Raw genomic sequence first — 14,585 nt, 5'->3', positions numbered from 1 at the left:
TGTGAGAGGAGCACCCACATGTCGAACCACACCTACCGTGTGACGGACATCGTCGGCACCTCGCCCGAAGGCGTGGACCAGGCGATCCGCAACGGCATCACGCGGGCCTCGCAAACCCTGCGCAACCTGGACTGGTTCGAGGTGGTCGAGGTGCGTGGCCAGCTCGACGGCGGTGAGATCGCGCACTGGCAGGTGACCATGAAGGTCGGCTTCCGCCTGGAGGAATCCGAGTAGCGAGGGCCCCTGCCGTCAGGTCCGCCCCTCCCGCTCCTGCGCCACCTCGAGCGCGGCGGAAGGGGCGGTCCAGCGTGCCCGTACGACGGTGAAGCCGGCGCGTTCGGCGTCCTCGCACACCAACTCGTCGTCGTCCACCAGCATCCGGATCTCGTGGGTGCGGGCGAGGCGGCGCAGGATCTCCAGCTTGGTGCGCCGGGCGGGCCTGCGGTCGTCGTTGCGCCGCATGTACACGCGCCCTTCGGGGAGTCCGTGCGCGGCGAGCCACTCGAGGGTGTCCCGCCGACAGCGCTCGGGACGCCCGGTGAGATAGCGGACCTCGCACTCCTCGGCGCTCTGAAGCGCCAGCGCGACGCCCTGCGGAATCGGCGGGTCCTGCGGGGCTGCGGCGAAGAAGGCTGCCCAGTCGCGCGGGCTGCGCTCCAGGAAACGCTGCCGGTGCGCCGTGTCGGCGAGGGTGTTGTCCAGGTCGAACACGGCGAGCGGACGGTCATTGCTGTCGGTCACGCCCCACACCCTAATCCGGGGCCCTGATTTGAGACACTCCGGCCCGGAGAAGTGGTCCGTACTAATTCCCGAACAGCCGCCATCCGCGCGCTTCACATGATCGCCGAAAAAACAAGAGGGGCGCTAATGCGCCATCGCGGGGCGGTAATTCGAGTCGGCGGTTGATTGCTCAAAGAGAGCGCTGTCATACTCCGGCTTCCGGCTTTCACCGCCCGCCACCCGTCCCCCACCAGGCCCGCACTCACCAGTGCGTTCGGCATGCCGCAGCGAAGAAGGTGCGCCTGTGCCCGAGTTTTCACCATGGCACGACAATTCCCTCACATACAGTTCGCCGGTTAATGATCCCGTACCGCCCAAACGCATATCCGAAGATCCGGAATTTCACTCACTACGCCGTGCCCAGCGCGGGTTCGGCATGCGCGCGACGCTCCTGTCGGCCGGCGGATTCCTGCTGTACGTACTGCTGTCGCACTTGGTCCCCGGGCTGATGAACCGGCGCCTGACCGGCGACCTCACCCTCGGCCTGGCGCTGGGCCTCGGCCAGTTCGTCGTGATGGGCGTGACGGCCTGGTGCTACGTACGGCACATGCGCACCCGGGTCGACCCGCTCTCGCGCGGTCTGGCCTCGCGGCTGCGGCAGCAGGAGCCGCGAGCACCCCACGCCGCCGCGCCGAACGGCGAGGCCGGGGGGTACCGCACGTGGTGACCCTGTCCGAAGGCATCGTCGACCGGTTCAGCCTGCAACTGACGTTCGTGCTGTTCCTGTCGGTGGTCGTGGTCACGCTGTTCATGGCGCTGCTGACCGCCCCTCAGCGCGACGAGATCAGCGAGTTCTACCTCGGCAACCGCACCATGTCCCCGCTGCGCAACGGCCTCGCGATGTGCGGCGACTACCTGTCGGCCGCGACCCTGCTCGGCAGCACCGGGCTGGTCGCCCTCACCGGCTACGACGGCCTGCTGTACCTGGGCGGCACCGTCGTCGCCTGGATGATGGTGCTGCTGCTGATCGCCGAACCCCTGCGCCGGGCGGGCAAGTTCACCCTCGGCGACACCCTGGCGCTGCGTCTGACCCGGTTGCAGCGGCCGGCGCGGCTCGCCCTCGCCGTGTGCACGCTCGCCATCACGACCCTCTACCTGGTCGCCCAACTCGTGGGCAGCATCGCCCTGCTGACCCAGTTCACCGGCGAGCCCAGCGCCGCGACCCGCACCCTGTGCGTGATCGTGATCGGCACCGTCGTCATCGTGTACGCGGCCATCGGCGGCGCGCCGGGCGCCACGGTCATCCAGATCATCAAGGCCGTGATGCTGGTGGCGGGCGTGACGATCACCGCGGTCATGGTGCTGCACCGCTACGACTGGAACCCGGGCACCCTGCTGTCCGCGGCCGCCGACCACAGCGGCACCGGCAGCCGCTTCCTCGAACCCGGGCTGCGCTACGGCGCCAGCACCGCCAGCAAGCTCGACTTCTTCAGTCTGGAGCTGGCGATCGTCCTCGGCCTCGCCGCACTCCCCCACGTGCTGATGCGGCTGCTCGCCCCGCGCAAGGTCGACGTGCTGCGCCGCTCGGTGGTGTGGGCGGTGGGTCTGGTCGGCCTGGTCTGCCTGGCGGCCGGCATCCTCGGCCTTGGGGCCACCGCCGTCGTCGGCCGTCAGACCATCGCGGAGACCGACCACAAGGGCGACGCGGCCGTGCTGCTCCTCGCCAACGCCCTGGGCGGCGGCATCCTCACGGCGCTGCTGTCCTGCCTCGCCTTCGTCACGCTGCTCGCCGTCGCGGCCGGCCTCACCCTCGCCGCCGCCTCGTCACTCGCCCACGACCTGTACGGCGAGGTGATCCGCAAGGGGCGGGCGAGCGAGACCGAGGAGCTGGTGGTCGCACGGCTGTCCGCGGTCGTCATCGGCGTCCTGGCGATGCTGCTCGCGCTGGTCTCCTGGGGTGCCAACACGGCGACGCTCGCCTTCCTCGCCTTCGCGATCGCGGCGTCGGCGATTCTGCCGACGATCGTCTACACCCTGTTCTGGCGCCGCTTCACGGGCGAGGGGGCTCTGCTGAGCCTCTGGGGCGGTCTGGTCTGCTCGGTCCTGCTGGTGCTGTTCTCGCCCGTGGTCTCCTCCGCGCCGGGCTCGTTCTACCCGGACGCCGACTTCGCCTGGTTCCCGCTGCAGAACCCGGGCATCGTCTCGATCCCGGCGGGCTTCCTCCTCGGCTGGCTCGGCACGGTACTGAGCGACCGCCGGGGGCCCGAGGACGACGCGGCCTACGAGGAGTTCGAGGTCCGGATGCTGGTGGGCGCAAAAGAGTAGCCAACCCTCGCCGCACACCTCCCATTGTTAATGGGATCCATTTTCATATAGCCTCCTCGGTGTTCACCCACCGAGGAGGTCCCCCATGGCTGTCCCCAAGCGGAAGATGTCCCGCAGCAACACCCGCCACCGCCGCGCCCAGTGGAAGGCGACCACGCCACAACTGGTGCCCATCACCATCGACGGCGTCAGCCACCTCGTGCCGCAGCACCTGATCAAGGCGTACGAGCGAGGAATCCTGCGGGCTCCCACGCGTTGAACCCTGTATGAGCTCCGCGATCGCCTCGACCCGCTTCTCCGTACTCGACCGCTCCCGCACCCGCGAGGGGCACCCCGTCGGCGAGGCGCTGCGTGACACCGTGCGGCTGGCACAGGAGGCCGAGGCGCTCGGCTATCACCGGTTCTGGGTCTCGGAGCACCACGGCGTACCCGGCGTGGCGGGGTCCGCGCCCACCGTGCTGGCCGCCGCCGTGGCCTCCGCGACGCACACGATCCGCGTCGGAACCGGCGGCGTGATGCTGCCCAACCACCAACCCCTGATCGTGGCCGAGCAGTTCGGGGTGCTGGAGTCACTGTTCCCGGGGCGTATGGACATGGGGCTCGGGCGATCCGTCGGTTTCACGGACGGGGTGCGCCGGGCGCTGGGGCGGGACAAGGGGGACGCCGAGGACTTCGCGGCGCAGATCCAGGAGCTGCTCGGCTGGTTCCGCGGCACCTCGCCGACCGGGGTGCGGGCGCGGCCCGCCGAGGGACTGGCCGTGCCGCCGTTCGTGCTGGCCATGGGCGAGGGCGCGGACATCGCGGCCCGCGCGGGCCTGCCGATGGTCATCGGCGACCTCAGGAACCGGGAGCGGATGCGGCGCGGGATCGATCACTACCGCGCGCACTTCGAGCCCTCCCCCTGGGCCGACGAGCCGTACGTCGTGATCTCCGGCACGATCGCGGTGGCCGCCACGCCCGAGGCGGCCCGGCGGCTGCTGGTGCCGGAGGCCTGGGCGATGGCCCACTCGCGCACCCACGGCACCTTCCCGCCGCTGGCCCCCGCCGACCGGGTCGAGGGCCTGACCATGACCGCCAAGGAGCGCGACTTCTACGAGGGCGGCCTCGCCGGGCACATCGCGGGCACCGAGGAGCAGGTCGCGCACGAGCTGGAGACCGTGCTCAAGGAGACGGGGGCGCAGGAGGTGCTGGTGACGACCAGTACGTACGACCGCGAGGCCCTGCTGGACTCCTATCGCGGGCTCGCCCGGATCATCGAGGCGTGATCCGGGCGAGCTGCCGTACGGCGGGTCAGTCCGGGTCGCGCGGGTCGAACGACTTCGTGTCGACCGTCAGCGGCTGCCGGAAGGCACCGGCCACCGAATCCCAGCGCGTGAACTTGAAGTTGGTGCCCTCCCGGTCCCCGTCGGCGGGCGCGGCCTCGCCGTCGTGGGTGACGAGCAGGCCCTTGGGGAAGGACCGGCCCAGCGGGACGTTGACCACGGCGGCACCGTCGGAGTGCTGCACCCCGTCGGTGGCGGCGCTGTCGGTGACGGCGAAGGAGCCGAGGTAGGCGTTGCGGCCCTGGCGCTCGTACACGGCGAAGGTGTTGTCGCCCTGGCTGGAGGCGAGCAGGTAGCCCTTGCCGTCGGCGGCGTGGTAGATCGTCGCGCCCTCGGCGTCCGCGCTCAGGTGCTCACCGCCGAAGCCGGGGTCGTGGGAGGTGTCGTTGACGCACTCCTCCTCCTCGGCGTCATACGTCCACGGAGTCCCGTACTCGCGCACCCGGTCGATCAGCCTGGGCCGGCCGAACTCCTCGTCGTCCAGGTCGATCCGCCATAGCCCGACGTCCTCCTGGGCGGCGTACAGGACGTGCCTCTCCTGGTCGACGGTCATGCCCTCGACCTGCGCGTGGTCGCCGGGGTCGGCGCACGGCGTCCAGCTCTTGCCGTTCGGCAGGGTGAAGGAGCCCGGCAGGTCGAGCGTGTCCTCGGTCTTGTAACCGATCCGGCCGCCGCGGTCCTCCAGTCGCAGCATCCGTACGCGGGTCTCCGAGCGGCGCGAGACCACGACGTAGGCGTTGTCGTCGTCGGTGAAGGCGGCCAGGCCGTAGGCGGTGCGCTGGTCGTCGACCTCGGTCTCGCTCGCGGAGAACACCGGCGCGGCGTTCGCGGCCGTCACGTCCTTCAGCGGGGGCCGGCCGGCGGCCACGGCGGCGGGGTCGATCGCGTAGGCCCGGATCCGGTCCCGGCCGCGGTCGCTGACCAGGGCCAGGTCGGTCATCCTGCCGCCCAGTTCGAAGCCGTGGACGACGTCGACGTTGTTGAAGCGGCCCCGTGCGGCGTCCTCGCCGGGCGCCGCGGGAGCGGCGATGTGCTGCAGACGCCTGCCGTCGAGGTCGTAGACGTCGAGGCCTGCCTCCTTGAGGGTCCCGATCACCAGACTGCGGCCCGGGTCACGGGGGTTGATCCAGACGGCCGGGTCGTCGGCGTCGGCGTTGCCGCCCGCCTCGTCGTCGTACACGGCGGGCGTCTCCACGCGTGCGGAGACGGAGACCGGCTGCGGGGCGGACGCGCCCGTGACCATCAGCAGCGCGGCGGTGAGAGTGCTCAGAGCGGAAGCGCTCACGAATACTCCTCAGTAGGAAAAGTGACGGGCGAGACGCTATGGGTGACCGGTGTGGGTGAGCCGACGGCACCGTGAACATCAGGTGGTGCGCCCGGGCCTCGCGTCTGGTTCGCATAGAATCGCGGGGTTTGCCCCCCGACCTCGTCCCGTCCCGTCCCGTCCCCCGGAGCCGTCGCCCCATGCAGTCCCCGCACGATCCGTACGTCCGTGTCCGCGGCGCCCGTGAGCACAACCTCAAGGGCGTGGACGTCGACGTCCCGCGCGATGTGCTGACCGTGTTCACGGGGGTGTCCGGCTCCGGGAAGTCCTCGCTGGCCTTCGGCACGATCTACGCCGAGGCCCAGCGCCGCTACTTCGAGTCCGTCGCCCCGTACGCGCGCAGGCTCATCCACCAGGTCGGCGCGCCCAAGGTCGGTGAGATCACCGGGCTCCCGCCCGCCGTCTCCCTCCAGCAGCGCCGCTCGGCGCCGACCTCCCGCTCCTCCGTCGGCACGGTCACCAACCTCTCCAACTCCCTGCGGATGCTGTACTCCCGTGCCGGCCACTACCCGCCGGGCGCCGAGCGGCTCGACTCGGACTCGTTCTCGCCGAACACGGCGGCGGGTGCGTGCCCGCAGTGTCACGGGCTCGGCCAAGTGCACCGTACGACCGAGGAGTTGCTGGTCCCCGACCCCGCGCTGTCGATCCGGGAGGGCGCCATCGCCGCCTGGCCGGGCGCCTGGCAGGGCAAGAACCTGCGCGACATCCTCGACGCGCTCGGCCACGACGTGGACCGGCCCTGGCGCGACCTGCCCGCCGAGCAGCGGGAGTGGATCCTGTTCACCGACGAGCAGCCGGTCGTCACCGTCCACCCGGTCCGCGACGCCGACCGGATCCAACGGCCGTACCAGGGCACGTACATGAGCGCCCGACGGTATGTGATGAAGACCTTCTCCGACTCCAAGAGCCAGACCCTGCGGGCGAAGGCGGAGCGGTTCCTGGCCGCCGCGCCGTGCCCGGCGTGCGGGGGCAGCAGGCTGCGGCCCGAGGCGCTGGCGGTGACCTTCGCCGGCCGGACGATCGCCGAGCTGGCCGCGCTGCCGCTGGTCGAGCTGGGGGGCACGCTGGAGGGCGAGGTCCGCTCGGAGACGGCCCGGGTGCTCACCGAGGACCTCACGTCCCGTATCGCCCCGGTCGTCGAGCTCGGCCTCGGCTACCTCAGCCTCGACCGTGCCACCCCCACCCTCTCGGCGGGCGAGCTCCAGCGCCTGCGCCTGGCGACCCAGCTCAGGTCCGGGCTGTTCGGTGTCGTGTACGTCCTCGACGAGCCGTCCGCCGGGCTGCACCCGGCGGACACGGAGGCGCTGCTGCGGGTGCTGGCGCGGCTGAAGGCGGCCGGGAACACGGTGTTCGTGGTCGAGCACCACCTCGACGTCATGCGCGGCGCCGACTGGCTGGTCGACGTGGGACCGCGCGCCGGTGAGCACGGCGGACGGGTGCTGCACAGCGGGCCGGTGGCGGAGCTGGCGGCGGTCGCGGACTCGGCGACGGCCCGCTTCCTGTTCGACGACTCCCCCGCCGCCGCACGCCAAGTGCGCACCCCGCACGGCCGGTTGGCGGTGGGGCCGGTCACCCGGCACAACCTGCGCGGGGTCACCGCCGAGTTCCCGCTCGGCGTGTTCACGGCCGTCACCGGGGTCTCGGGGTCGGGCAAGTCCACGCTGATCGGCGAGATCACCGAGGAACTCGCGGGCGTGGGGCGCCTGTTGTCGGTCGACCAGAAGCCGATCGGCCGGACCCCGCGCTCCAATCTGGCCACCTACACCGGCCTCTTCGACGTCGTGCGCAAGGAGTTCGCGGCGACGGACGAGGCGCGGGCGCGCGGCTACGGCGTCGGCCGGTTCTCCTTCAACGTCGCGGGAGGGCGCTGCGAGACCTGTCAGGGCGAGGGGTTCGTCAGCGTCGAGCTGCTGTTCCTGCCGAGCACGTACGCGCCGTGCCCGGACTGCGGCGGGGCGCGCTACCGCCCCGAGACGCTCCAGGTGACGTACCGGGGGCGGAACATCGCGCAGGTGCTGGACCTCACGGTCGAGGCGGCGGCGGAGTTCTTCGCGGACACGCCGGCCGTGGCCCGCAGCCTGGGCACCCTGCTCGACGTGGGACTCGGCTATCTGCGGCTGGGGCAGCCGGCCACCGAGCTGTCCGGCGGTGAGGCGCAGCGCATCAAGCTGGCGAGCGAGCTGCAGCGCGGCCGGCGCGGCCACACGCTCTACCTCCTCGACGAGCCGACGACCGGACTCCACCCGGCCGACGTCGAGGTGCTGATGCGCCAGTTGCACGGGCTGGTCGACGCCGGGCACACCGTCGTCGTGGTCGAGCACGACATGTCCGTCGTCGCGGGCGCGGACTGGGTGATCGACCTGGGCCCCGGGGGCGGGGACGCGGGCGGACGCATCGTGGCGGCGGGTCCGCCCGCTCGGGTGGCAGCGGCGCGGGGCAGCGCGACCGCGCCCTATCTCGCCCGGGTCATGCCGTGAGGGGCTCGCGGGACGGGGCCGGAGCCGGCGGCTGTCCGGCGGCGGGCGCGGAGAGAGGTACGACGCGCCGGACCTGACGCTCCCCCAGCAGCGCGGCCGCTTGCGCCGCCCGGGCCAGGGTGCGGCGGTCGGCGCCGCCGTCCGGCGTGATCGGCTCCATGACCTCCGCCACGGCGACGATCCGGCGCGCCCTGGCCACCCGCCACACCGAGGACAGCAGCGCGTCCTGGCCGACGAACGCGGCGGCCGTGGTGGGCGCGCCCTCGGCCACCCGGTACCGCAGGCGCACCGGCTGCACGGGCACGCCCGCGTCTAGGGCGGCCTGGAAGGCGGCCCGGCGGAAGTGGCCCTGGCCGCGGCCGCACCAGGTGCTGCCCTCGGGGAACACGGCCACCGCCTCACCGGCCCGCAGCGCCTCGGCGATCCGGGCCACCGTGTCCGGCAGGGCGCGGATGCGGTCCCGGTCGATGAACAGGGCGCCGCTGCGCGCGGTCAGCCATCCGGCCACCGGCCAGTCCCTGATCTCCGACTTGGCCAGCATCCGGGCCGGACGCACGGCGGCCAGCATCGGGATGTCCAGCCAGGAGACGTGGTTGGCGACGAGCAGCAGCCCGCCGTCCGCCGTGGCGCCGCCTTCGACGCGCACCTGGACACCGGCGGACCGCACGACCCAGCGGCACCAGCGCCGGACCAGCCCGGCGGGTATCCGCCCGCCGAGCGGCATCAGCACCAGTCCGACGATCAGCAGGGACAGGACCGCCGCGATCCGCAGGACGGCCAGGGGCATCGCTCTGGTCGACTCCGACGGGTCGATGCAGGTACGGGGGCTGCAGGGGGCGCTGGGCCGCCACAGCGTCCCCGCGTCGGGGGCGTGGCTCGTGGTGCCGGCGGCCGGTGCGCCGGTCGTGGGAGCGGTCGCCGTGGGGACACCGACGGCACCGAGGGAGTGGGTGCTCATGTCCGCCCCGTCCGTCACGCCGGGACTAGGGAGAGGAAGTGCCGCAGATAGCGCGAGTTGACCCGGCGCATCGACAGCAGCACGTACAGGTCGGCGACCCCGAACTCCGGGTCGTGCGCGGGCTCACCGCACACGAAGGCGCCGAGGCGGAGGTAGCCGCGCAGCAGGGCGGGCAGCTCCATGCGGGTGGCGGGGACGGGGGCGGTCGGCTGCCAGGGGTGCAGCGGCCGTACCCAGTACTCCTCCGGGGCCAGGTGCTTGGCCTGGACACGGTCCCAGGTGGCGGCGGCGAGCGTGCCGCCGTCGGCCAGCGGGATCGAGCAGCAGCCGGCCAGCCACTCGTGGCCGCGGTCGACCATGTAGCGGGCGATGCCGGCCCAGATGAGGCTGATCACGGCGCCGTCGCGGTGGTCGGGGTGCACGCAGGAGCGGCCGACCTCGACGAGGTTGGGGCGCAGGGAGTCGATGTTGGCGAGGTCGAACTCGCCCTCCGAGTACAGGCGGCCCGCGACCGCGGCGCGCTCCGGGGGCAGCAGTCGGTAGGTGCCGACGACCTGCCCGGAGACCTCCTCGCGGACGAGCAGGTGGTCGCAGTACGCGTCGAAGGCATCGATGTCGTGGCCCGGCTGCGGGGTGGACAGCAGGGCCCCCATCTCGCCGGCGAAGACGTCGTGCCGCAGCCGCTGGGCGGCGCGCACGTCCTCCTCGTTGCGGGCGAGTCCCACGGTGTAACGGGTGGGTGCCGTGGGCTGCGGGGGACGTTCGACGGACAGTACGCCGGTCATGGCTTACTCCTGGTCACGGGCCGGGGACGGCGAGCGGAGCTCGGTGGGAGCGATGCGATGTGCCGCCCCTGTTCTTCCTATGCCGGTTGGCCTACGCGTGACCTGTGCCAGGAGAGGGGATGTGCGGATGTTGAACGGCGCGAACCGGTACCGGTCGTCCACATTCCGGTGCCCGAGCGGTCAGCCGCGCGGTCCGGTGCTGTTCACCTGGCGGGTCGGAAAAGGCGAGACGGGGCCGGGGAGCACCACTCCCGGCCCCGCCCGTCCGCACCTTTCGGCGAACGTCTGTCGGGTGACCCGTCCTATCGTTTCACCTTGCGCGTGGCCCGCAGCCACTCCTTGTTCATTCCGGTGATGGACATGAGCGGGATTCCCTTGGGGCACGCGGTGGCGCACTCGCCGGCGAGCGTGCACCCGCCGAAGCCCTCCTCGTCCATCTGCGCCACCATGTCCAGCACGCGCGTCTCGCGCTCGGGCGTCCCCTGCGGCAGCACGTTCAGATGGTTGATCTTGGCGGAAGTGAACAGCATCGCCGCGCCGTTGGGGCACGCGGCGACACACGCCCCGCACCCGATGCACTCGGCGTGCTCGAAGGCGAAGTCGGCGTCCGGCTTCGGCACGGGCGTCGCGTGCGCCTCCGGAGCGGCGCCCGTCGGCGCCGTGATGTAGCCGCCGGCCTGGATGATCCGGTCGAACGCCGAACGGTCGACGACCAGATCCTTGATCACCGGGAACGCCGACGCCCGCCACGGCTCGACGTCGATGGTGTCGCCGTCCTTGAACGACCGCATGTGCAGCTGGCAGGTGGTCGTCCGCTCGGGTCCGTGCGCGTCGCCGTTGATCACGAGCGAACACGCGCCGCAGATGCCCTCACGGCAGTCGTGGTCGAAGGCGACGGGGTCCTCGCCCTTGAGGATGAGCTCCTCGTTGAGGGTGTCGAGCATCTCCAGGAAGGACATGTCGGAGGAGATGCCGTCCACCTCGTACGTGGACATCGCGCCTTCGGTGTCGGCGTTCTTCTGCCGCCAGACGCGCAGGGTGAGCCTCATGCGTAGCTCCGCTGGGTGGGGTGGACGTACTCGAAGACCAGGTCTTCCTTGTGCAGCACGGGAGCGGCGCCCGTGTCGGTGAACTCCCAGGCCGCCGCGTAGGAGAACTCGTCGTCCTTGCGGGCGGCCTCGCCGTCCGGCGTCTGGGACTCCTCGCGGAAGTGGCCGCCGCAGGACTCGTCGCGGTGCAGCGCGTCCAGGCACATGAGCTCGGCGAGCTCCAGGTAGTCGACGACGCGGTTGGCCTTCTCCAGCGACTGGTTGAACTCCTCGCCGGTGCCCGGGACCTTGATCCGCCGCCAGAACTCCTCCCGGATCTGCGGGATCCGCTCCAGCGCCTTGCGCAGCCCGGCGTCGGTGCGGGCCATCCCGCAGAACTCCCACATCAGCTCGCCGAGCTCGCGGTGGAAGGAGTCCGGGGTACGGTCGCCGTCCACGGCCAGCAGCAGGTTGAGCCGGTCCTGGGTCTCGGCGAGGACCTCCTGGACGACGGGGTGCTCGTCGGTGACGGCCTCGTGGTGCGGGTTGCGGGCGAGGTAGTCGTTGATGGTGGCGGGGAGGACGAAGTAGCCGTCGGCCAGGCCCTGCATCAGCGCCGAGGCGCCCAGGCGGTTCGCTCCGTGGTCGGAGAAGTTGGCCTCGCCGATCGCGAACAGGCCGGGGACGGTGGTCTGGAGGTCGTAGTCGACCCACAGGCCGCCCATCGTGTAGTGCACGGCGGGGTAGATCCGCATCGGCACCTCGTACGGATCCTCGTCGGTGATCCGCTGGTACATGTCGAAGAGGTTGCCGTACTTGGCCTCGACGGCCTTGCGGCCCATGCGCTTGATGGCATCCGCGAAGTCGAGATAGACGCCCTGCCCGCCGGGGCCGACCCCCCTGCCCTCGTCGCAGACGTTCTTCGCGGCGCGGGAGGCGATGTCGCGGGGCACCAGGTTGCCGAAGGACGGGTAGATGCGCTCCAGGTAGTAGTCGCGCTCGTCCTCGGGGATCTTGTGGGCGGGGCGGTCGTCGCCCTTGTCCTTCGGCACCCAGATCCTGCCGTCGTTGCGCAGCGACTCGCTCATCAGGGTCAGCTTGGACTGGTGGTCGCCGGTGCGCGGGATGCACGTCGGGTGGATCTGGGTGAAGCAGGGGTTGGCGAACCAGGCGCCGCGCCGGTGGGCCCGCCAGACGGCGGTGGCGTTGGAGTTCATGGCGTTCGTCGACAGGTAGAAGACGTTGCCGTAGCCGCCGCTGGCGAGGACGACGGCGTCCGCGAAGTAGGTGTCGATCTTCCCGGTGATCAGGTCCCGGGCGACGATGCCGCGCGCCCGTCCGTCGACGACGATCAGGTCGAGCATCTCGGTGCGCGGGTGCATCTCCACGTTGCCGGCGGCGATCTGCCGGCTGAGGGCCTGGTAGGCGCCGAGGAGCAGCTGCTGGCCCGTCTGGCCGCGGGCGTAGAAGGTCCGCGACACCTGCACGCCGCCGAAGGAGCGCGTGTCCAGCAGACCGCCGTACTCGCGGGCGAACGGCACGCCCTGCGCCACGCACTGGTCGATGATCTCCACCGAGATCTGCGCGAGCCGGTGCACGTTCGACTCGCGCGCCCGGAAGTCGCCGCCCTTGACGGTGTCGTAGAAGAGGCGGTGGATGGAGTCGCCGTCGTTGCGGTAGTTCTTCGCGGCGTTGATCCCGCCCTGCGCGGCGATGGAGTGGGCGCGGCGCGGGGAGTCCTGGTAGCAGAACTGGACGACGTGGTAGCCCTGTTCGGCGAGGGTGGCGCCCGCGGAACCGCCGGCCAGGCCGGTCCCGACCACGATCACCGTGTGCTTGCGCCGGTTGGCGGGGTTGACGAGTTTGGCCTCGAAGCGGCGCGTGTCCCAGCGTTGGTCGACCGGGCCGGAGGGGGCCTTGGTGTCGACGGCGGGGGCGCCGGTCGTGTAGTCGGTGTACGGGTTCATGGTCAGCTCACCACTCCGGTCATGACGCCCACGGGCACGGCGATGAACCCGACCGTGAGCAGCAGCGCGAGAACGTTGGCCGTGGTCTTCAGGGCGCGGTCGCGGGTGCGGCTGCCGGCGCCGAGGGTCTGCGCGGCGCTCCAGAAGCCGTGCCGGATGTGCAGGCCGAGCGCGAGCATCGCGACGAGGTAGATGACGTTGCCGTACCAGGTGGAGAAGGTGTCCACGACGTTCTGGTACGGGTGGCCCTCCTGGAAGCCGCCCGAGTGCACGGTGCCCGTCGTCAGGTCGAGGATGTGCCAGACGATGAACAGGCCGAGGATCACGCCGCCCCAGCGCATGGTGCGCGTGGCGTAGGAGGCCCGCGGCTTCTTGTGCACGTATTTGCTGGGGCGCGCCTTGATGTCGCGGCGGCTGAGCTGGTACGCCGAGGTGGCGTGCGCGACGACGGCGACGACCAGCACGATCCGGACGAGCCAGAGCGTCCACTCGTAGTGCATGAACGGCTCGCCGACGGTGCGCAGCCAGTGCGCGTAGTGGTTGAACTCGCCCGCCCCGAAGAAGATCTTCAGGTTTCCGATCATGTGGACGACCAGGTACAGCAGCATGATCAGCCCGCTGACCGCCATCACGGTCTTCTTGCCGACGGTGGAGTCCCACACCGTGCGTGCCATGGACGGCCGTCGGTCCGTCCGCGTTGCCAGAGCCATGGAACACGACGCTAGGGCCGAACGGCCCCATCGGTCCAAGACATGGTCCGGCTCGTTTCCATAGCTGATGCCTATGATGGGGGGATGCAGTTCCAGCAGCTCCAGTACTTCGTGGCGGTCGCCGAGGCCCGGCACTTCACCCGGGCCGCCGACCTGGTGCATGTCGCGCAGCCCTCGCTGTCCCAGCAGATCAAGGCGCTGGAGCGGGAGTTGGGCGCGGACCTGTTCCTGCGGGCGCGCGGCAACATCTCCCTGACCGACGCCGGTGAGGCCCTGCTGCCGCTGGCCCGGCGCATCCTGGCCGACGCGGACACCGCGCGGCACGAGGTGCAGGAACTGATGCAGCTGCGGCGCGGCCGGGTCCGCCTCGGCGCGACCCCGAGCCTGTGCACGGGCCTGCTGCCGGACGTGCTGCGCGCCTTCCACGACCGCTATCCCGGCATCCAGCTGCTGATCGAGGAGGGCGGCTCGCACGATCTCGTACGGCTGCTCGCGCGCGGCGCCCTCGACCTGGCGCTCGTCGTGCTCCCGCTGCCCAGCCCGTCCCCGGCGCTGACCACGGTGGAGCTGCTGCGCGAGGACCTGGTGGTGGTCTCCTCCCCCGAGGCCGCCCGCCCCGGCGGCGGGCGGCGCACCGTGCGGATCGCCGATCTGGAGGGCGAGCGCCTGGTGATGTTCCGGCACGGCTACGACCTGCGCGAACTGACGGTCGCCGCGTGCCGCGCGGAGGGCTTCGAGCCGGACTTCGCGGTGGAGGGCGGGGAGATGGACGCGGTGCTGGGGTTCGTGCGGGCGGGGCTGGGGCTGGCCGTGGTCCCGCGCATGGTGGCCGCGCGCTCGGGCCGGGGACTGCGGGTCACCCCGCTGGCCCGGCCCGGACTGCACCGGACGATCGCGTTGGCCCACCGCAGCGACGTGGCCCCGCCCCGGGCCGCCCGGGAACTGCAGCGGATGCTGCTGGAGCGGTGA

The 14,585-nt window shown here is 71.5% G+C and carries 14 protein-coding genes; 7 read left to right on the top strand and 7 right to left on the bottom strand.

What is annotated here, in order from left to right:
* Nucleotides 1-18: 18 nt before the first annotated feature.
* Nucleotides 19-234, top strand: a complete 216-nt coding sequence (locus ACIRD7_RS06300; RefSeq protein ID WP_403450411.1) for a dodecin — start codon at nucleotides 19-21, stop codon at nucleotides 232-234.
* A 15-nt stretch (nucleotides 235-249) separates the two neighbouring features.
* On the opposite strand, the gene ACIRD7_RS06295 is transcribed toward ACIRD7_RS06300, so the two are convergent.
* Entirely contained in the window at nucleotides 250-741 is a 492-nt protein-coding gene (locus ACIRD7_RS06295; protein ID WP_403450408.1) for a hypothetical protein, read from the bottom strand.
* Between the two features lie 247 nt (nucleotides 742-988).
* On the opposite strand from ACIRD7_RS06295, the gene ACIRD7_RS06290 reads away from it, so the two are divergent.
* From ACIRD7_RS06290 to ACIRD7_RS06275, 4 genes are all read left to right on the top strand, one after another.
* Nucleotides 989-1,447, top strand: coding sequence for a DUF485 domain-containing protein (locus tag ACIRD7_RS06290; protein ID WP_403450406.1), 459 nt, complete (start codon nucleotides 989-991; stop codon nucleotides 1,445-1,447).
* Nucleotides 1,441-3,045: a cation acetate symporter gene (locus ACIRD7_RS06285; protein WP_403450404.1), complete on the top strand. Its 1,605-nt coding sequence runs from the start codon at nucleotides 1,441-1,443 to the stop codon at nucleotides 3,043-3,045. Before ACIRD7_RS06290 ends, ACIRD7_RS06285 begins: the two co-directional genes overlap by 7 nt.
* Before the next feature lie 85 nt (nucleotides 3,046-3,130).
* Entirely contained in the window at nucleotides 3,131-3,304 is a 174-nt protein-coding gene (gene rpmF, locus ACIRD7_RS06280) for a 50S ribosomal protein L32 (RefSeq protein ID WP_403450402.1), read from the top strand.
* A gap of 7 nt (nucleotides 3,305-3,311) precedes the next feature.
* Entirely contained in the window at nucleotides 3,312-4,310 is a 999-nt protein-coding gene (locus ACIRD7_RS06275; protein ID WP_403450400.1) for an LLM class flavin-dependent oxidoreductase, read from the top strand.
* Nucleotides 4,311-4,335: 25 nt separating this feature from the next.
* On the opposite strand, the gene ACIRD7_RS06270 is transcribed toward ACIRD7_RS06275, so the two are convergent.
* Nucleotides 4,336-5,652, bottom strand: a complete 1,317-nt coding sequence (locus ACIRD7_RS06270; protein WP_403450397.1) for a phytase — start codon at nucleotides 5,650-5,652, stop codon at nucleotides 4,336-4,338.
* Nucleotides 5,653-5,831: 179 nt separating this feature from the next.
* On the opposite strand from ACIRD7_RS06270, the gene ACIRD7_RS06265 reads away from it, so the two are divergent.
* Nucleotides 5,832-8,168, top strand: a complete 2,337-nt coding sequence (locus tag ACIRD7_RS06265) for an ATP-binding cassette domain-containing protein (protein WP_403450394.1) — start codon at nucleotides 5,832-5,834, stop codon at nucleotides 8,166-8,168.
* Here the strand turns inward: ACIRD7_RS06265 and ACIRD7_RS06260 are convergent.
* The 5 genes from ACIRD7_RS06260 to ACIRD7_RS06240 all read right to left on the bottom strand — a co-directional run bounded on the left by ACIRD7_RS06260 (nucleotide 8,158) and on the right by ACIRD7_RS06240 (nucleotide 13,580).
* Entirely contained in the window at nucleotides 8,158-9,126 is a 969-nt protein-coding gene (locus ACIRD7_RS06260) for a lysophospholipid acyltransferase family protein (protein ID WP_403450391.1), read from the bottom strand. The genes ACIRD7_RS06265 and ACIRD7_RS06260 overlap by 11 nt on opposite strands.
* A 14-nt stretch (nucleotides 9,127-9,140) precedes the next feature.
* Entirely contained in the window at nucleotides 9,141-9,911 is a 771-nt protein-coding gene (locus tag ACIRD7_RS06255) for a GNAT family N-acetyltransferase (RefSeq protein WP_403450389.1), read from the bottom strand.
* Nucleotides 9,912-10,213: 302 nt separating this feature from the next.
* Nucleotides 10,214-10,960 (bottom strand): succinate dehydrogenase/fumarate reductase iron-sulfur subunit, encoded by a 747-nt coding sequence (locus ACIRD7_RS06250; RefSeq protein WP_403450386.1) that lies wholly within the window; start codon nucleotides 10,958-10,960, stop codon nucleotides 10,214-10,216.
* Nucleotides 10,957-12,906 (bottom strand): fumarate reductase/succinate dehydrogenase flavoprotein subunit, encoded by a 1,950-nt coding sequence (locus tag ACIRD7_RS06245; protein ID WP_403450384.1) that lies wholly within the window; start codon nucleotides 12,904-12,906, stop codon nucleotides 10,957-10,959. Before ACIRD7_RS06245 ends, ACIRD7_RS06250 begins: the two co-directional genes overlap by 4 nt.
* A 2-nt stretch (nucleotides 12,907-12,908) precedes the next feature.
* Nucleotides 12,909-13,580: a succinate dehydrogenase gene (locus ACIRD7_RS06240; protein ID WP_403451697.1), complete on the bottom strand. Its 672-nt coding sequence runs from the start codon at nucleotides 13,578-13,580 to the stop codon at nucleotides 12,909-12,911.
* 120 nt (nucleotides 13,581-13,700) lie between these two features.
* Between ACIRD7_RS06240 and ACIRD7_RS06235 the strand changes: the two genes are divergently transcribed.
* Nucleotides 13,701-14,585, top strand: a complete 885-nt coding sequence (locus ACIRD7_RS06235) for a LysR family transcriptional regulator (protein WP_403450383.1) — start codon at nucleotides 13,701-13,703, stop codon at nucleotides 14,583-14,585.

The sequence above is a fragment of the Streptomyces sp. NPDC093568 genome, assembly GCF_044764945.1.
Taxonomy (GTDB): Bacteria; Actinomycetota; Actinomycetes; order Streptomycetales; family Streptomycetaceae; genus Streptomyces.
Note: the sequence above shows the minus strand (reverse complement) of the source record. Positions and strands in the feature narration are given on the sequence as shown.